Origin of the sequence: Pseudoalteromonas nigrifaciens, assembly GCF_002221505.1 — a bacterium.
GTDB lineage: Bacteria > Pseudomonadota > Gammaproteobacteria > Enterobacterales > Alteromonadaceae > Pseudoalteromonas > Pseudoalteromonas nigrifaciens.
The window spans coordinates 363,989-382,963 of the sequence record NZ_CP011037.1 but is presented as its reverse complement, the minus strand read 5'-3'; the positions used below and the strand labels follow the sequence as shown (position 1 = coordinate 382,963).

Sequence of the window (18,975 nt, the reverse complement as noted above, 5' to 3'; positions counted from 1 at the left end):
CTACAGCCTTGACTTAGAGACTAGGCTGCTTCTTTTTTCTCAGTTCCAACAGCAAACTTCGATAGCTCGAAGACTTTCGTTTTAATGGCTGATTTCTGCTGAGATGTGGGGGGAACCCTTGCGACGATCCCAGCCGCAATCAAATCTAATTCACCTGTTTTTGCTATGCTTTTAGCCGCTGACAAGTCTCGGCTTTGGTTAGTTTCACAAGCCGTACATGTGAAATTTCTGTCGTTCAATGTTAAAACATGATGTTGGCCGCATTCAGAACAAACCCCAGTGGATTTTTCAAACCTGCCAATCTCGTGATAGAGTTTACCTTCAAGCTCAGTTTTGTATTTTGAAAGCTGAGTAATTAAGCCCATCACATTGTCGGCAACCATGCTGCCATTGAACTTTTGCATCCCTTTTACGTTTAAATCTTCGAACACTAAAATGTCATTTTCATTGGTTATCTGGCGTGAAATTTTGTGTGCAAAGTCGAGCCTTTGCCGTGAGATTTTGCCGTGTAATTTGTTGATGCGTTGTTTGGTTTTTTGCCAGCGATTTGAACCTTTAGTTCGGCGTGCAAGCTGGCGTTGCAATTGATTTAACTTTGTTTTTGACTGCTTTAAAAACTTGGGGTTATCGACCACAAAACCATCTGAGCCAACAACAGTTTGCTTTGAGTTAATGTCAAAACCTGTGATTGTTTTTAAAACTTGTTTAGCTGTTTTGCACTCAACTTCCTGAGTGATGCTGCATCCCCATTTTCCGTGGTGATACTGGATAGTTACAGTCTTGATTTTACTTGCTAGTTTGCGATGCAAGATAATGGGTATCTTGCCTACCTTTGGGATACTGATAGCGCCATTTTCAATGCGGATACAGTGCGAGTTATTGACCGCTCGAAAACTATCGTTGTGACGTTTTTTCTTTTTATATGAGATCTTGTGCTTTGGAAAGCGTTGCAAGCGACCTTTAGTAAAAACATTCTTGAGCGCTAATTCCAGGTCGCGGGCAACTTGTTGAGCTGCCGCAGAATCGAATGCTTTGATCCAGTTAAACTCTTCGAACGTCTTGATATCTTTAAGTAGTGAGGCCATGTCTTTGTAAAACAAAAACGTTTTATCGTGCTCGTATCGACGCATGTTCTCAGACAACAATAAGTTCCAAATGCCACGCGCTGTCGCGCCAAACTCAACGAGTTTAGCTTCTTGCTCTGGCGTAGGATTTAGCCTGTAGTTGTATCTAAGCGTCTTTTTCATATACTGTATAGACTACTGTATGGAAATGAGTTGTCAAGATGGAATATGACACTAAATCTCAATGTAAATATTTAATAGCGCTACATTTAATACTTGTGGTTAAATATAGAAAACAATTGTTAAAAGGTGATGTAGGTGATTTTGTAAAACAAAAAATCACTGAAATTGCAGAGCGCTCAGAATTTAATATCGAAGAGATCGAGGTGGACAAAGATCATATACACATATTGCTAACGATCTCTCCCAATATCAGTGTTGCGAGTTACGTTAGGAGAATTAAACAATCTACAACGCAAAGTCTATGGTCGAGATTTAAATGGTTTAAAAAGCAATTCTGGGTTAAAAAACATTTTGGTCTGACGGATATTTTGTTTGCTCTGTTGGGAATGCGGCTGCTGATACAATTCAAAAATACATTCAAGAGCAGGGCTAACTATTCCGATTCATCCCATCGACACCGCTTCGCGTCGATCAATGGGTTTTCTCGGAAAATTTCGATAAAAATAAACAGCAAAGCCAATGGGCTCGTCGCCATCAAAGCATATAATGCTATGCGCTGTTGCGCCTTCACTAAAAAGGGTATCTAAAATGGCTTGTTCATTGGTTTTAACTGCTTGTGGCTCTTTTTCATAAATAGCGAGCTCATTAATAAAGTGCAAAATGGTTTTTGCATCACTTGCTTGCGCATCACGAATGTCTATTGTGTTTGTCATACTGCTTTAACCTTAAAAATATTGCTCTAATTTATCTTTTAAAATATCAAGTTCAATTGGCTTGCTTAAATAATCATTCATGCCAGCTGCAATACACCGCTCTTTGTCTGAATCCATGGCATTGGCTGTTAATGCTATAATTTTAATTGCTTTATGCTGCTCGCCAGCCTCACCTTTACGTATTGCAATAGTGGCATCATAACCATCCATAACCGGCATTTGGCAATCCATTAGTACAACTTGAAAGTAACCTGCTTCATGTTTTGCAAGTTCCTCTAAAGCACGTTGACCATTTTCGGCTAAGACTGTTTCGCAATTGAGCTTTTTAAGCATTAAAGTAGATACTTGCTGGTTTATTGGATTATCTTCAACCAATAATATTTTAGCAGGCTCAATGGTTTTGGCTTTGCGCAACGATGAAATATACCCAGATGTTACCAATGGCAGTGCTTCGTGCTGCTCGCTATTAGTAATAACCGAAAGCGCAGAAATTAAATCGGCGGTTGTTACTGGCTTTGGAAAGTAAGCCTGAAAGCCTGCGTCAGAATAGCGCTGAGCCCCCTCTAAGCCTGCAATACTGGTCATCATTACTAATGGCATATGTTTGTAATCTGCATGCGCTTTTAATACTTTACATAACTCTATGCCATCCATGCCGGGCATTTGCATGTCTAATACAGCTATGTCATACATGCCCTGATTGTTTTTAACTCTATTTTCACAAATTAGCAGCGCATGTTCGGCATTATTTGCCAGCTCAACATTAGCTCCCCAGTGCTTGAGCTGCTCTGAAATAACCAAACGATTTGTTTCGTTATCATCAACTACCAATATACTTAACCCATTAATATTAGCCTTTGGCATATAGCGCTCTTGTTGATCGCCCTTTAGCACCTCCATGGTGACGATAAACTCACTCCCTTGGCCAGCATTACTTTTAATTGCAATAGCGCCTCCCATTAGTTCACATAACTGCTTACTAATAGCAAGACCAAGGCCAGTGCCTCCATATTCTCGAGTAGTAGACGCATCTACTTGCATAAAGGGTGCAAATAACTGTTGTTGTTTTTCTTTGCTAATGCCAATACCAGAATCTTTTACGCTAACTTGCAGCATTAGCTGGGCCTCAATACGCTCAATAGATGCGCTAACCACCACTTCGCCTTCGTTTGTAAACTTAACGGCATTACTTAATAAATTAGTTAATACTTGGCGTATTCTCCCTGGATCGCCACTTAACTGCGATGGCTCTAAGGCAACCAAATCTAAAATTATTTCTATGCCTTTATTTTGAGCTGTTAATGCTTGCCCAGCGGCTACTTCCCCAATTAAATCGCGGGCATTAAAATTAATACTCTCTAGCTCAATTTTACCTGCTTCTACTTTTGAAAAATCTAAAATGTCGTTTATTACACCCAGTAATGATTGCGCACTGGTTTTAGCAATTGCTACTTTAGTTTCAATAGGCTTGGGCAGTTGCTCTAACTGAATAAGCTCAAGCATGCCTAAAACACCATTCATTGGCGTACGTATTTCATGGCTCATAGTTGCTAAAAACTGACTTTTTGCTACACCGGCTTCTTTTGCCAAAACCAAAGCTATTTTTAATTCCTCAGCGGTTTGTTTACGGCGTTGTGACACTAAGGTACTGCCTACTAAAGTTGCTAAAGAGCGTAAGTAGGTTTCTTCACTTTGCGTCCATTGGCGAAACTCCCCAACGGTTTCTGCGCATAAAATACCTAAATTTCCGTCACCGGTTGTAATAACGGCATCTAGCATAGATTTTATATTATTAGGTTTTGCATAATGCTCAATAAAATCAACGGTAGCGGGATGATTATAAACATCGTCAATAGCTATTAAGTTTTGTTTATAAATAGCTTCGTAGTAGGCAGGGTAATCCTCTGCACTGAGCTGTGCATTACAGCAATCAACACCTTGCCCTTGTATATTTAAACTATGGCAAATCATTAAATCGCGTTGTTCGTTAAAAATCCAAATAGAAGCGCGCTGTACATCAAGCACTTCACACATAGACTTAACGGCTAATTTTTTTACCTCTGCCACATCACTGCTTTGCACTTCAGGTGCAACAGTAAGCATGGCTAAGCTTTTGTTATAACGATTGGCTTTTTCGCTTTCGAGTTCAAGTCGCTTATGCGCATCAATACTTTGAAAAGAGCCAAAAACACGAATGCACTGGCCGTTTTCAAACTCACTTTGCCCTATTGACTTAACCCAACGTTCTTGGCCAGTGTAAGTAACAATAATAAGCTCAATATTCCAGCTTTTCCCACTACTTATTGCACTTTCAAAAAGGGCATTAATTTTATCTCTGTGATAGCCTTCTTTATAATGATTTATTGCGGTGGCTATATCTGGAGAGTAACTCTGTGGCACTTCGTGAATTGCGCGTACTTCGTCTGACCAATAAAGCGTTTGCGCTTTTAAGTCTATTTCCCACGCACCTATTTGCCCCTGTTTACTCATAGATTCAAGCAGGCTTTGCTGACGTGTTATTTTTAATTGCGCCTGATAACGCTCTGTAATATCGAGTATAAAACCATCTAAATATAATACGTTTCCGTCAGTGTCATAAATGGCTTGGCCTTTTTCATTTACCCAACGTACTTCATTACCTTGCGTTATGATCCGGTATTCAACAGACCAAGGCGTGTGCTCGTCAATGCACTTAATAATCGTTTTTTCAATATCGTCACGATCGTCCGAGTAAATTATTTCTAAATAACTTAACTGCTTATTCTCTAATATTGCCTCAGCGTCATAACCCGTAAGCTCTTTAGTTTGCTTACTCATATAAAGCATAGTCCACACTTTATCGTACTTACAGCGGTAAATAATGCCTGGAATATTGCCTACTAACGAGGCAAATTGGTCACGACTATTTTGTAATTCTAGCTCTGTTGCTTTTTGTTCTGTAATATCCAAATGGGTACCTATCATCCGCTTTGGTGAGCCATCATCATTCCATTCAACCACTTTTGCAGTGTCTAGTATCCATACCCAATGACCTTGTTTATGTTTCATACGTGCTTCATTAACGTAATAGTCTGTTTCACCAGAAAAATGAGCGTTTAATTTTTGCTCCGAAACGATTAAATCGTCTGGGTGGGCATACTTATACCAAGTGCCTATTACTGCTGGGCCTAACTCATCTAAGGTATAGCCAATTATTTCAGCCCAACGGTGATTAAAAGTGACTTTACCTGTGTCAATGTACCAATCCCAAATTCCCACAGCGGTAGTATCTATTACCAACTGTAGTTGTGCTTTATGCTCTTCTAGCTCTATTTCTTGTAACTTTAATGCGGTTAAATCTGTTCGAATGGCTATATAGCTTTGTGGCTTAGCATTTTCATCTAAAAATGGCGCTATGGTGGTATCTACCCAATATAAATTACCTTGCTTGGCTTTATTACATATTTTCCCATGCCATACTTTTCCCTGTTTTAGGGTTTGGTACATTTCTTTAAAAAACTGTTTTGGGTGAGTGCCCGAATTAAGAATACGGTGGTTTTTACCTATTAACTCGTGTTCGTCATAACCACTTATTTCACAAAACTTTTTATTAACAAAAGTGATAGTGCCTTTTAAATCTGTTGCAGCCACAATCGTGTGCTCATCAAGTGCACTTTTTTGCTCTGCTAAGTGCCTTAGCACAACCTGTAGTTCAGTCCCTTGTTTATAAAACTCTGTTAGTTGTTGCTGTTTATTTTCGGCCAATTTACACAGCTTACTCGATAACAAATTAAACTCTTGGCTGTCGGGTAAAATAGGTACTTGGGTGCTTTTCCCCTTGGTAATTTTATCAACAAGGGCTGTTAAGCGCCTTAATGGATGAAACAATACTCGACCAAACCACCAAGAGCACGCTAAAACAGCCAACAACATAAGCAGTGTTGCCAAAGCAAAATACTTAATAGAATAAGTATTTGTTAGCCCCTGAACATTCGGCTTAGACACTAATAGCAGCCAGCTTTGATCACCCAAAAAATTCAGCTGACTAACAAAGCCATACATTACATCATTATTTTCGTTGTTATAGGTAAACGTTTTTTGCATTAATTGTGTTTTATTTAATAATGTTTGCTCTGTTGATGGCTGTTGGTTTAATAAAGGCAAACTATTACTTGGCAATAAACTAAAACTAAGCTCGCTGTTTTTAGTATACATTGCATTTAATTGATTCATTAGCCACTGGGGGTTTATATCGGCTAAAAGAATACGGCTTAATTGTTGCTCCGTATTATATATACCAAGCGCAATAATAAAATGTGGTTGTTTTTCAATTAAAAATGATTGAAATGAAGGCGTTGCATGCTCACTCAAGCTAGTATGGATATTAGTTAACGATTGAGGAGCTATTTTGCTAATAAAAGAAGATGTAGGTGTAGCAAGCAAAGCTGCGCTATCTATTAGCTCTACATTATTTACAAATTCGTATACGTTAACAAACTCAGTTATTGCACTTTGTTGTTGCACAGAGTTAGTCGTTAACTGGTTTTTAAGTAACTTAAAATCTTTAATATAATCAGCCAGCCAAAAGCGACTAAACTGCTGAGCAATATTTGTTACCTGTTGTAATTCAGTTTGGGCGTGTTGTTCTGATGTATTATTTATTCGCTTAAAGCTCAGCCAAGAAAACAAACACAAAGGTATTAATGCAATAACTACAAAGGCTATAGTTAGCTTACTTTGTACAGACTGTCCTTTACCTGCTAGCTTTGTGAAGCTCAAACCTTTATTCATACCTGAATTACCTAGTAATTTTACCCATTTTAATACTATGTATTAATGCATTAAAAAGCCTAAGACGCAAGTTTTGCGCTAATAAGCCCATGAATTTTTATGTGTTTTACAAACAGTACTGCTACCTGGATTTTAACTAGATATACGCCTAAGTATACACAATGAGTTAGCTAAGTTTCATCAAGCCCCGTGTAGCTGTTTTTAGCTGCTCGTGATATAACAATCTTAATATAAGTAGTTACTTGGGGATATTATGGGTCATGACCATGCACACAGCCATGTAGACGACAGCCAAAGTAACAAGCAACTCGCGCTAGCTGTTGCCATTAATGTTCTGCTTACTGTTGCGCAAGTTATTGGCGGAATATTTTCTGGCAGTTTGTCACTCATGGCAGACGCACTGCATAATCTTAGTGATGCAGCCGCTATATTTATTGCCCTTGTTGCGCGTAAAATTGGTAACAAACCTGCCGATAACACACATCACTTTGGCTACAAGCGCGCCGAAATTTTAGCTACTTTGTTCAATAGCAGTACATTAATACTGATAGGTGTGTATTTAATTTTTGAAGCTATGAGCAGTTATTTAAACCCGCAGCCAATTGATGGTTGGATCATAGTGTGGGTGGCTGCATTTGCCCTGCTAATAGATTTAATCACTGCACTTTTAACTTACCGAGCTGGCGCAAATAGCAGTATGAATATAAGAGCTGCTTTTATTCATAATGTATCTGATGCGATGGCGTCTGTTGTGGTTATTGTTGCAGGTACTTTAATTATTTTGTACCAGTGGTATATAGTTGATTTAATTGCGACAATTTTAATTTCTTTTTATGTTATTTACCATGGCGTGTTACTGCTTAAACAAAGCTGTCGCATTTTAATGCAAGCTGCGCCTAATAACTTTGATACCCAAGCTGTTACATGCGCTCTCACCAAAAACTTTAATATAGAGCAAGTAATAGCTATAAAAGTATGGCAATTAGATGATAAAACCAGTCATTGCGAACTGCTGATTAACGCTCATAACTCACTTGATTTAGCAGCCGTTAAACACTTTTTACAGCATAATTTTAATATTGAAAACTGCATAATAGAAAAGCACAATAATTTATAATAAAAATAGCTTTATAAACAAACTTTCAATTGAAAACTGCTCTCATTATCATTTACAATTAGGGTTCTTAGCTCACAATTGAGATGCCGTTTTTGAAACTTTGGTTACGTAAAATTCATTTAACACTTGCCCTACTCAGCGGGTTGTTTTTATTAATAGTGAGCCTCAGCGGAGCGGTGTTAATTTACGCAAAAGATCTACAACACCTTACCCAGCCCGAAAAATGGCTAGTAACGCCTGCAGAAAAACCGCTAAATTTCGACACTTTAATAAATAGTGTGCAAACTCAAACCCAACAAAAAACTGTTTTTTTAATGCCTGAACAAAACCCTACTATGGCATGGCAGTTTAGATTAGCTAATAATCACTACGCGAGCGTAAACCCCTACACCAGCAATGTTATTTATACTTACCAAAGTACAGATACAATTTATGGTTTTACGCTTGCTTTGCATCGCTGGTTATTATTTGAGAGCAGTGACGGTAATAAACCATTTAAAAATTGGATGTCGGTATGTGCATTACTGCTGTTAATAAACGTATTAATAGGCTTTTATTTATGGGTAAAACCTAAAAACCGGATAAAACGTTTAGCTATAAAACCTAAAGCAAAACTAAGAGTACTGCTGTATCAGCTGCATACTGTGTTGGGAGTTTACTTTTTTGTGCCATTAATACTGATTGCCTTTACGGGTATGGCGTTTAATTGGAAAACGCAAACGCAGTCTGTTTTAGAATTGGTAACACAAAATAAAGTAACAAACAGACCTGCGCCTCCCAAAATACCTGTACTTAAAAAAACCGAATTACAATACAATTTAGCAATTAATAATGCTCAAGCCATATTTCCTAAAGGTGAGCCATATAGGGTATACCTACCTAAAAAAGCGGATGACGCGATTGCTTTAAGAATACAAAACCCAGGAGAAAGCCATGCCTATAGCTGGGTATGGGTCAATCCTTATACTGCAAAAGTAGTCAACTCGTTCGATGCAAATAGCACCAATTTCACCACGCAAGCATGGAACTTTAAATATGCCTTTCATATTGGTAATTTTGCTGGGCCAGTTGTACAGTTTTTATGGCTACTAATAACCCTATCACTGAGCTTTTTTATTGTAACGGGTGTTTACTTTTGGTTAAAAAGACGCAATCGAAAATAATTATCATTAACACTTGTGACTGCTATTGTTAATAGTTATCATTACCAAAATTAATTATTTATCTGAGTTACCATGTTAAAAACCTCACTTTGCTTACTTAGCGTCGCTGTTAGTGCTTGCGCAATTGCCGATGAAAATAGTAAAAACAAATATTCTGCTGATCAGTTAGAACACGTTATTGTGTCGGGTAGTCGTATATTTGAAAGTATTGATGAAGTTCCTGCTTCAATTACTGTTATAAATCAGCAGCAAATTCAACAACACTTAAAAGTAAACCCAGAACTAAGCAGCTTACTCGCACAAATGGTACCAGGATTGGCTCCTAGCACCGGCAGCTCCAGTAACTCAGGCCAAACACTGCGTGGTCGCGCACCTTTAGTTATGATTGACGGCGTACCACAGTCAACTCCACTGCGTAACGGTTCATTGGGCATAAAAACGCTAGATGCCAGTGCCATTGCACGCATAGAGGTTATTAAAGGAGCAACCTCTATTTATGGTAATGGCGCTGCTGGCGGCATAATTAACTACATAACAAAACAAGCGAAAAGTGACGGCCAGCCTGAGGGCGAAATTAGTATTTCTAGCCGCTTTAGTGCTGTTAAGCTTGATGAAAGTGCCGGTGCAAGAATATCGGCAGCTGTAAATGGTGGCTTAGATAAGTTTAGCTATTTAATAAGCGCCAGTTACGAGCAAAACGGTGTACAACGTGATTCAGAGGGTGATATTTTAGGCTTGCAATATGGTTTGTCAGACTCAGAAACACAAAACTACTTTACTAAACTAAGCTACGATTTTGATGATGATAAGCAACTAGAGTTTAGTTATAACTTTTATAGCTCACAGCAAAAAACTGATTTAGGGGATGTTACTGGCGACGGTAACATAGGTGAAAAAACCTATGCGATTCACGTACCCAAAGAGCTGCAAAAACAAGGTAAACCGCAAGGCCCCGAAGGCAATGTAAATATTACTCTTAAATACCTAGATTACGCCTTATTCGATAACACCCAAATGACCTTAGATCTGTACAAGCAAAATATAGAAAATGTATTTTTCTTTTCAACTAATTTAGCCAATCTTGATGATGGTTATAGCGGTGGTCAATCTGTTATAAAGTCAGATAAACTAGGCGCAAGAGCCACATTTAATAGCCAATTTGACTTTGATAATCTAACAACCACCTTAATATATGGTATTGATGCCCTAAACGATAAAACCTCACAACCTTTAGTTGATGGCCGTATATGGGTTCCTGAAATGGACATGGATAGTGTTGCTGGTTTTTTACAAACAAAGTGGGTAATTAACGACGATATTATTTTAAAAGCCGGTGTAAGAAAAGAAAGCATAGATTTAACGGTAGCCGACTATCAAACATTAAAGCTATGCAGAACCGCTACGCAATGTTCAGTACCACTTAGTGTGCGCGGCGATACCATAAATTACGATGCAACAACTTACAATGCTGGCATTAAATATAATTTAAGCCCTGCCTTTAGCCCATTTTTTAGTTACTCGCAGGGCTCTGATATATCAGACATAGGCATACTATTGCGCGCAGCTACTGTAAACGATATAGCGCTTATTCAAACACAAGCATCAATTATAGATAACTACGAAGTAGGTTTCACCTCACAATTTGATGACCTGCGCTTTGAACTAGCAGCATATAAAAGCACGTCTGAGCTAGGAACCAGCAATAAATTTAACGATGTAACAGGCGTTTATGAGCCAATACGCGCGCCGCAAAAAATATGGGGCTTTGAAGGCTTAGTAAATTATGCCATTACCCCACAACTTAAATTAGTTGCCACATATAGCTACGTTGAAGGTAAAGATACCCAAGCCGATGAATACTTAGGTGCTAAACAAATTAGCCCACCAAAAGCGACAGCCAATTTAGCGTGGCAGGCCAGCGACGACATAGCTCTTACATTTAGCTATTTATACGTTGGCGATAGAAAGCGCTTTGATAAAAACGAACAAGGCCAATACGTTGGCGATCAAGGTCCTGTAAGTAGTTACGATATAGTTAATTTGAGTGGTCAATATCAAATTACTCCACAATGGAGCAGCTATTTTGGGGTCGAAAATTTATTTAACAGCGACTACTACCCTGCTCGTGCGCAATCATATACTTATGGTGGCTACAATATTAAAGGGCTAGGCACTACGGCAACTCTCGGTGCTAAATATCAATTCTAACTGATTTAAGTAACTTTAAAGGCATGTTAAGCATGCCTTTTTAAATTATATTAAAATATGTGTATTAACTCTCATCTCGCTCAATTAACAATACCTATTATAAAAATTAAAAACTGCTTACAAACCAAGTAATAACGCAAACTTAAATAAGAATCAAAACCAATAGTAACATTATGATTTTTATAGAAAAAACTTGCAATAGCTGCAGTTTGCACTACACTGGTCGCAATTGAACTTGTTAAGGTGATCTATCATGAAAGGTAATCAAAAAGTAATCGACGCATTTAATACATTGCTAGCCAACGAATTAGCAGCAATTGACCAGTATTTTATTCATTCGCGCATGTACGATGACTGGGGATTAGCTAAACTTTATGAGCGCCTTAACCACGAAATGGAAGAAGAGAAAGATCATTGTGACTGGTTAATAAAACGCATTCTATTTTTAGAAGGTGTGCCTAACATGACTAAACGTCGTGATTTATTAATTGGCACCGATGTTAAAAGCATGATGCAAAACGACTTAACACTTGAGCTTGAAGTAGTAGCTAGCGTAAAAGACGTAATCGCAATATGCGAAGAACAACAAGACTATCAATCTCGTGCCATTTTAGAAAAACTATTATTTGATACCGAAGAAGATCATGTTTACTGGTTAGAACAGCAACTTGGTTTAATTGATAAGATTGGAACGCAAAATTATCATCAAGCACAAATGGCTTAGTAGGAGTATATAGTATGAAAGGCGATAAAGACGTTATTGCAGCACTAAATAAAGTACTCGCTAACGAGCTTGTTGGTATTAACCAATACTTTTTACACGCACGTATGTTTAAAGATTTTGGCTTTAGTAAATTAGATAAAGCAGACTACAAAGTATCAATTCAAAAAATGAAAAACGCGGATCGTTTAATTGAACGTATTTTGTTTTTAGAAGGCTTACCAAATCTTCAAGACCTAGGCCGTTTACGTATTGGTGAAAACAGCGAAGAAATGATTGCTGCCAATATGAGCTTTGAACTTGATACAATTGATGAGTTACGTAGCGCAGTTAAACTGGCTGAAAGTAAAAAAGATTATATTACTCGTGAAGCCCTTGATCACATTTTAAATGAACAAGAAGAGCAAATTGATTGGTTAGAAACTCAGCAATTACTGATTGAAAATACCGGCTTAGAAAACTACCTACAGTCGCAGCTGTAATAGTAATTAACACGCATAAAAAAAGCAGCTTAAAGCTGCTTTTTTTATATCTAAATTTTGTAATGTAATTTTTAACTAAATTAAGCCACTTGATCCGTTATATCGGCAATTTGAATAAGCTTACGATTAAGGATCTTTTTAGTACAACCACAACACTTACCGCATTGGCTGCCCACTTTAAGCTCTTTAGTTAACTCACGCATGGTTGTTGCACCATCGTCAATTGTTTGTTCAATTTTTTTATCGGTCACACCGTGACATAGACAAATATACATGAATACAAACCACTCTCAATTACATTTAGTAGGTGCATACTAATCTAAATGGTAATGGTTATCAAACACTTTTGCAGTTAATTATGTTTTTTTTTGATCTTATTTTAAGCAGTGCTACACAGGTTAAAATAATCAGCGACTGTTTAAAAAAGTATATGTTCCAAAATTGTATGTCCGTTGAGGCCCTGTATTCAATTTTTAAAACAACCACTGAGCACCTGTACGCTTAAGCTATTCGTTTTAATTACTTATAGCGCTTAATCTATGGTTCAAGATTTACTATCTAAAAGGTTTGTGGGATAATGCGCGTCTCTTAGGGGAGTAGCCCGCTTAGTAATATCAATCGTGTTGGAAAAGTGAGTAATTATAGCCTTGTATATCGCTACAATAACCACGCTTTAATATTATTGGTGTGACAAGTAAACTTATCAACATAATTGCACCTCACGTGCGTGGTAAGTTTGTAATGTTGTAGCAAGCATTATCGGCGAGACCTAGGTAGATAACTATCCTCAAGGCGGGAGATAGCTATTTGCCTTGGTTTAGTGCTCCCGCCTGTAAGTAGTTGTAATGGAAATATTTTTAACCTCAACCGTCACTGTTGCCCTTGCGGAAATAGGCGATAAAACTCAGCTTTTATCGTTACTGCTCGCTGCTCGTTTTCATAATAAAATTGCACTCATTTTAGGTGTATTAGTCGCAACTATTATTAATCATGGCTTATCTGCTTGGTTTGGAGATTGGCTTAGTGGTAATTTTGCTATTGAGTACCTACCTTGGGTTGTGAATATTAGTTTTATTGTGGTTGGCCTTTGGCTGCTGATCCCTGATAAAGATGAAGCCGTGAGCCATAAATACGATCGCTATGGCGCATTTTTAGTCGCTTTTGTATTGTTTTTTATTGCTGAAATTGGCGATAAAACACAAATAGCCACTGTGCTACTTGGCGCACAATATCAATCAGTATTGTGGGTTACTATTGGTACAACTGTGGGCATGTTAATTGCCAACGTACCGGTTATTTATGCAGGTAATGCGCTACTAAAACGCATTCCTTTAAATAAAGTACGAATTATTGCAGCCAGTGTTTTTGTGCTGTTAGGGCTATATGGCATAGCAACTATTTAGGCTCAATACTTTTATTATTAAAAGCCCTCTGCTCATTATCCATAAACGAGGGCTTTTAATTTCACATCAGCTTAAGTATTAAAACTGATATTTAGCCGATAAGTAAACACGTCTTGGCTCACCCGGAAAATGCCCAGTGCGATTTATAAAGCCGCTTGATGCGTACTCTTTATCAAACACATTTTTAATTGATACTTGCCACGTCCAGTTTTCTAACTGAGTTTTCCAGGCCATATTGTAAATAGTATAGGGCTTTACATGGGTGCCATCTAAACTTACTTGCTGATCAACATAATCAAGGCCAGCAGCAATAGATGAGTTAATGCTGGGTAGGTCATAGCGAGTCCATACTCCGGCAGTATTTTGGGGGGCATTGGCAAACTTATCAGAACCAGCAGCTTGCGCTGAAAAGCCTTCGCTTTGCTCGTTTATACGGGTATCGTTATACGCGTAACTGGCCGTTACTACCCAGCTATCGGTTATGTCGCCAACCACCTCTAGCTCAAAGCCATCGCTTTGCACTTCACCTAGCGATTCTAGCTGGTCAATACCCGAATCATTTTGTAGTAAGCTTGTTTGCAAAATATTTTTACGCACAATTTGATAGGTCGCGATATTAATCGCCAAGGAGTCATCAAATAATTTAGTGCGCAAGCCTAACTCTGTAATATAGCTATTTTCTGGGGAGAATGGCCCACCTACTAACTCAGATTGGCTTGCCGCATCTTGCGGCAAAAAGCCTGTACCATAAAGCGCATATGGAAAAAACGTATCGTTAATATTATAACTGGTGCCAATACGCACCGTAACATCACTATCTGAAAACTCTGTATTGCTGATCTGATCAGTATCTTCAAAGTGATCGTAGCGTAGCCCCGCTGTTATATTCCACTTTTCGGTAATATCTAGTTGATCTTGCAAATAAACCCCGAGCCTTTTAGATTCAGTACTAACAAATCGTGGGGTTATACTTTGTAAGTCGTAATCGGCGCCCGATGTTAAACCATATTGCGGATTGATTAACGATAGTCCAGGTACTGGTCCGCCTTTACTTGCTTGTTTGGCGGTGCGGTATATAGCATCAAATTTAGCAGCATAATAATCTGCGCCTACTAAAAACACATGCTCCATATTCGCAATCGTTGTTTGTGCTATTAAACTAGCAGTTAAACTCAAACCTTGGTTTTCGCGCGCTTGATCTCTAAATTCACGTTCACTCCAATCAACTACACCGTCATTATCGGTATCTAACAAGCCCCGCGGTTCGTGATAGTTTTGCTGTTCGGTATTAGTAAAGTAACGCGCTGTTACATCTGTACTAAATATATCATTTAACTCATTTTTATAGGTTGCCTGATACACATCAGCTGACACTTTTTGATAATCGCTTGCTTCGTTATGGTTCCACTCACGATTAGCAATAAAGTCGCCGTTATCATCTACAGGTACGCCACGTAAACGGGCTCCTGCTAAGTCTTGATCTATATTAGTGTATTGCAGCACTAAATTTGACGCATTATCAAAGTCAAAGCGATAACCTAAATCGATAATGGTGTTGTCTTCGCCGGTGTTATACCTAAACGGATTTTGGCTTTCTTTATACACGCCCACTCTGTAGGCTTGTGTTTGCTCGTTGTTTACACTGCCTGTAGATTCAAAAGCACCACTAAAAAAGTCATCATTGCCAAGCTCTAGTTCTACTGTAGTTTTAGCAATATATTGTGGTTTTTTAGTCATGTAGTTAATAATGCCACCTGGATTACCACTACCATAAACCGCGCCACTTGGGCCTTTAAGCACTGCTACTTGCTCAATATTAAATAACTGCGGTACGGCAAAACCATTAAAAGGGTCACCTTTTACACCATCGTATAAAATTTCGTCTTGACGAAAGCCTCTAAATGTTACGCCCGAATAGCTAAAGCCATTAACGCCTGCAATGTTACTATATAAATCAGTAATTTGACGTGCTGCTTGGTCACTAATTAACGCTTGCGGTAATATTTGAATCGATTGAGGTATTTTTTCTAAGGGGGTATCTGTACGGGTACCAAATGCTGACTCGGTTGGCCTATATAACGAAAAAGCACGGCCTACTACTTCTATTTTTTCAATATTATTCTGAGCCGTTGCGCTATTGAGCGGTATTGTTGAGGGCGGTGCTGTTGTTGATTGTTCAGCTTCTTCGGCGGCAAATACACTGGCAGAATTAAATATAATTGATGAGATTGCGATAGATAAAAGAGTAAATTTCATGAGAGATAACTAACAATAATACAGTGAACGCATGTTAATGCTAACCACTCTCATTTGCAATTGATTATTCTATATAAATAAAAGCTTTGCCTATGTACTCGTAACGCAATAGCAGCCTTTAGTGTCAGCAATTAATAACTGTGAATTAAACCCAGCTGTTAAGTTACTAATTACAGTTTCTACAAAACCGCTTCCTTGCGAGCACGCTAGTCCTTCGGATAGCGGCCCGGCATAAACAAAGTCCCCATTTTTATCAATAATTACAGCAGCAGGGGTTGCTGGAATGGCTTGCTTAAGTTGTTGTGTAAGTTGCAACTCTTGCACGGCAAGTCCTTTACTTTTTGCAAATGCTTGCAACGTCGTAATGTGCGCTTGTGCTTGCTTAGTACAACCGCAATTTTGCTCTGTAATAATAACAAGCGATGCCACGGTATTACTAACCACTAACTGTTGTTTAAATTGCTCAAACCAATTTTGTTGCTTTAGCATTTGCGATTCATCAAACGGCTTTAGTTGCCCAAGCTGAAAGTACACCAGCCCAGTCACAACCAGTATAAACCACGCGGCAACAACCCCTACAATAAAGTAATTCGACTTACTTAAATTTTGCAATACTTTGCTCTAATACATCAATACTTACGTCAATTAACTGTACTTTAGCTGTTAACTGCTTAACTATTTTTGTGTCTTGGTATTGGTTTTGGCGCATTTTGTCTGTGCTTAGTGCTATTTGCGCCGTATTACCCGCTTGCTCGGCAACTACTTGAGCCACTGAGCTAGTACTGCTTGATACCGCTTTAATTTGTTCACTCATAGATGAAATGTTTTCTTTCATCGTGGTGCTTATTTTTGTTAAGTCGACTACAAAATCAACACATTGGCTCATAGACTGAGTAGATGTGCGGCTATTGCTAACCAAGTCTTTTAAGGTAGCGGCTATTTTAGCCGTAGTTGCTTGGCTATTAGTAGCAAGTGAGCGCACTTCTGATGCGACAACAGCAAAGCCACGACCATGCTCTCCGGCTCTAGCGGCTTCAATTGCGGCATTTAAAGCCAGTAAGTTAGTTTGATCTGCTATTCCCGATATTTCATTAAGTAAACCCGATATTACGTCGCCTGCGCCAACAAGATGATTTATTTGCTCTTCCGTATGATTAAGTAGTGTTAATAGCTCTCTGCTTTTACTGTCTGTTTGTGACACTTCTTGCAAGGCATTGGTCGCAGCTTGAGTAATATTATCTACTTGGTGTTTTAATACTTCACTTTCTTGCTCAACAAGTTTAAAGCCATGAGCAACTTGCGCACCAGAACTTGCAATATCGTCGGTTTGTTGGGTGCGCTGATCTGCACCTTCGGTTAACTCGTCGTGCACTTGGATCAGCTCTTGTGAGCTTACCTTTAATGACTCTGATTGAGTTTTTACTTGTTTAATTACATCTGACAAATACTCTAATAAGGTATTAAAGCCGGCTACCGCTTGGCTTTTTTGATCATCAGCACGTAAAGAAAGTTTAATATGATTAGGGTCTTGCATTATTTGCTCTGTCGCTGAGCTTAACGATAGCCCAGCACTACGTTCGCGCTGCAATGTTTTAGCAATATAGCCTGCAACAAACACTTCAACAATGGCATAACCTGCGTGTATTAGCACTGTTGTAAAGGCAAGCCTATCTGGATCAAACACGTAAAAACCTGTGTTTTGAGTTTGTAGGTAATAAAACGATAAGTGATGTACAGCAACAAACACAATAGCAGTTATAAAAACACGCCATTGCACAAACATAATTAACACCGCCATTAAAATAAATATTTCAAAATGCACTTCAATCAAACCATAGGTTTGTTGAATATGTAAAAAAGAAAACATCATAATGGCTGCAGCGACAACGTGGGGCGTTAAAGCATTATTAGGTTGGGTTTTTAATAACCAAATTGGTAATAAGCAAAGCGGTAAGCCAACAATAAAGGCCTCGCTCAATGTGCCAAAATATAAACCAACTCCTATTGATTCTATAAATAAAAGGCTAAAAATAACCGTAAATAAACGCGCAACACTAGACATAGTAGCCTTAAATTAAGTTTTTTAATAAAATTAAGCGAGGTAATACGTATTAAAGTTTAAAAAAGTTCATCGGTTACCCCTAACAAGCAAAAAAATGCTGAAATATTACACTTAACTTAACAAAGTAGACGAGTTAATTACATTATTTAAATATATTGACCTAATTGAATTGTTATTTACCCAACAAGCTAATAAGTTTATGTACAAGCAAAGCCGGCTATTTAATAATAGGTAATATTTTTTTAAAGTTAGGTGTTGCTGCTTGCTTGGTCCATTGAAAAATAATGCTCTCGGTACTGGAAATGATCGCACCTGCTTGGCGTAGTTGCTCAGTAGCAATTATTTTGTGGTTGTCGTTACGTGAACCTATCGCATCAACTGCAATGATCACCTCATAGCCGTACTGCAATAAATCTAAGCATGTTTGCAACACACAAACATGCGCTTCGGTACCAATAACCACGACTTGCGGGCGAGTATACTTAGCGAGTTGCGCTAAAAACCCGGGCTCTGCACAGGCACTAAAGTGGGTTTTATGAAAATAATCTGCTTGTGGCAAAGCATCCTGTAAGGTTTGATTGGTTGCGCCCAAACCTTTTTTATATTGCTCTGTAATAAGGGTCGGTATTTTGTGCACTAAGCTGGCTTGCGATAACTGTAATGAGCACTTTAAAATAGCGCTAAAGTCAGCTATGGCTGGCTCAAGTTTCGTTTGTATATCAATAATTAATAACACACTGCGTAAAGCATCCACATTACTCATTTTGCTCATACTTCCTCCACTGTCCTGTTTAGTGTTAACTGCTTGTAACTAGCTCACTCTAATACGAACA

Annotated in this window: 13 protein-coding genes and 2 pseudogenes; 7 read left to right on the top strand and 8 right to left on the bottom strand. The window is 38.4% G+C overall.

Annotation, left to right across the window (positions count from 1 at the left end; all coding sequences use genetic code 11):
* Positions 1–20: 20 nt before the first annotated feature.
* Positions 21–1,247, bottom strand: coding sequence for an RNA-guided endonuclease InsQ/TnpB family protein (locus PNIG_RS18220; protein ID WP_089369188.1), 1,227 nt, complete (start codon positions 1,245–1,247; stop codon positions 21–23).
* A gap of 38 nt (positions 1,248–1,285) precedes the next feature.
* On the opposite strand from PNIG_RS18220, the pseudogene tnpA reads away from it, so the two are divergent.
* Positions 1,286–1,680, top strand: a pseudogene (gene tnpA / locus PNIG_RS20430) (IS200/IS605 family transposase).
* A gap of 64 nt (positions 1,681–1,744) precedes the next feature.
* On the opposite strand, the pseudogene PNIG_RS18210 reads toward tnpA, so the two are convergent.
* Together PNIG_RS18210 and PNIG_RS18205 are read right to left on the bottom strand one after the other, a co-directional pair.
* Positions 1,745–1,960 (bottom strand): annotated as a pseudogene (locus PNIG_RS18210) (GNAT family N-acetyltransferase); the annotation flags it as partial.
* Positions 1,961–1,972: 12 nt separating this feature from the next.
* Positions 1,973–6,730: a PAS domain-containing protein gene (locus PNIG_RS18205; RefSeq protein WP_089369187.1), complete on the bottom strand. Its 4,758-nt coding sequence runs from the start codon at positions 6,728–6,730 to the stop codon at positions 1,973–1,975.
* Positions 6,731–6,983: 253 nt separating this feature from the next.
* Between PNIG_RS18205 and PNIG_RS18200 the strand changes: the two genes are divergently transcribed.
* The 5 genes from PNIG_RS18200 to bfr (PNIG_RS18180) all read left to right on the top strand — a co-directional run bounded on the left by PNIG_RS18200 (position 6,984) and on the right by bfr (PNIG_RS18180) (position 12,421).
* Complete coding sequence (locus PNIG_RS18200; RefSeq protein WP_089369186.1) at positions 6,984–7,847, top strand: cation diffusion facilitator family transporter; 864 nt, start codon at positions 6,984–6,986, stop codon at positions 7,845–7,847.
* A gap of 92 nt (positions 7,848–7,939) precedes the next feature.
* A complete protein-coding gene (locus PNIG_RS18195) occupies positions 7,940–9,010 on the top strand; it encodes a PepSY-associated TM helix domain-containing protein (RefSeq protein WP_089369330.1) in 1,071 nt (356 codons plus the stop codon).
* Between the two features lie 72 nt (positions 9,011–9,082).
* On the top strand, positions 9,083–11,218 hold the full coding sequence (locus PNIG_RS18190) for a TonB-dependent receptor (protein WP_089369185.1): 2,136 nt from the start codon (positions 9,083–9,085) through the stop codon (positions 11,216–11,218).
* A 253-nt stretch (positions 11,219–11,471) separates the two neighbouring features.
* Entirely contained in the window at positions 11,472–11,942 is a 471-nt protein-coding gene (bfr, locus tag PNIG_RS18185) for a bacterioferritin (RefSeq protein ID WP_011329914.1), read from the top strand.
* 14 nt (positions 11,943–11,956) lie between these two features.
* Positions 11,957–12,421 (top strand): bacterioferritin, encoded by a 465-nt coding sequence (gene bfr / locus PNIG_RS18180; protein WP_011329913.1) that lies wholly within the window; start codon positions 11,957–11,959, stop codon positions 12,419–12,421.
* Positions 12,422–12,501: 80 nt separating this feature from the next.
* On the opposite strand, the gene PNIG_RS18175 is transcribed toward bfr (PNIG_RS18180), so the two are convergent.
* On the bottom strand, positions 12,502–12,696 hold the full coding sequence (locus tag PNIG_RS18175) for a (2Fe-2S)-binding protein (RefSeq protein ID WP_011329912.1): 195 nt from the start codon (positions 12,694–12,696) through the stop codon (positions 12,502–12,504).
* Between the two features lie 570 nt (positions 12,697–13,266).
* On the opposite strand from PNIG_RS18175, the gene PNIG_RS18170 reads away from it, so the two are divergent.
* Positions 13,267–13,824, top strand: a complete 558-nt coding sequence (locus PNIG_RS18170; RefSeq protein ID WP_086994541.1) for a TMEM165/GDT1 family protein — start codon at positions 13,267–13,269, stop codon at positions 13,822–13,824.
* A gap of 78 nt (positions 13,825–13,902) precedes the next feature.
* Here the strand turns inward: PNIG_RS18170 and PNIG_RS18165 are convergent, their stop codons facing one another.
* From PNIG_RS18165 to PNIG_RS18150, 4 genes are all read right to left on the bottom strand, one after another.
* Positions 13,903–16,080, bottom strand: a complete 2,178-nt coding sequence (locus tag PNIG_RS18165; protein ID WP_089369184.1) for a TonB-dependent siderophore receptor — start codon at positions 16,078–16,080, stop codon at positions 13,903–13,905.
* 90 nt (positions 16,081–16,170) lie between these two features.
* Positions 16,171–16,692, bottom strand: a complete 522-nt coding sequence (locus PNIG_RS18160; protein WP_011329908.1) for a DUF6436 domain-containing protein — start codon at positions 16,690–16,692, stop codon at positions 16,171–16,173.
* On the bottom strand, positions 16,676–18,142 hold the full coding sequence (locus PNIG_RS18155; protein WP_089369183.1) for a methyl-accepting chemotaxis protein: 1,467 nt from the start codon (positions 18,140–18,142) through the stop codon (positions 16,676–16,678). Before PNIG_RS18155 ends, PNIG_RS18160 begins: the two co-directional genes overlap by 17 nt.
* Before the next feature lie 217 nt (positions 18,143–18,359).
* Complete coding sequence (locus tag PNIG_RS18150) at positions 18,360–18,914, bottom strand: isochorismatase family protein (RefSeq protein WP_011329906.1); 555 nt, start codon at positions 18,912–18,914, stop codon at positions 18,360–18,362.
* Positions 18,915–18,975 lie beyond the last annotated feature (61 nt).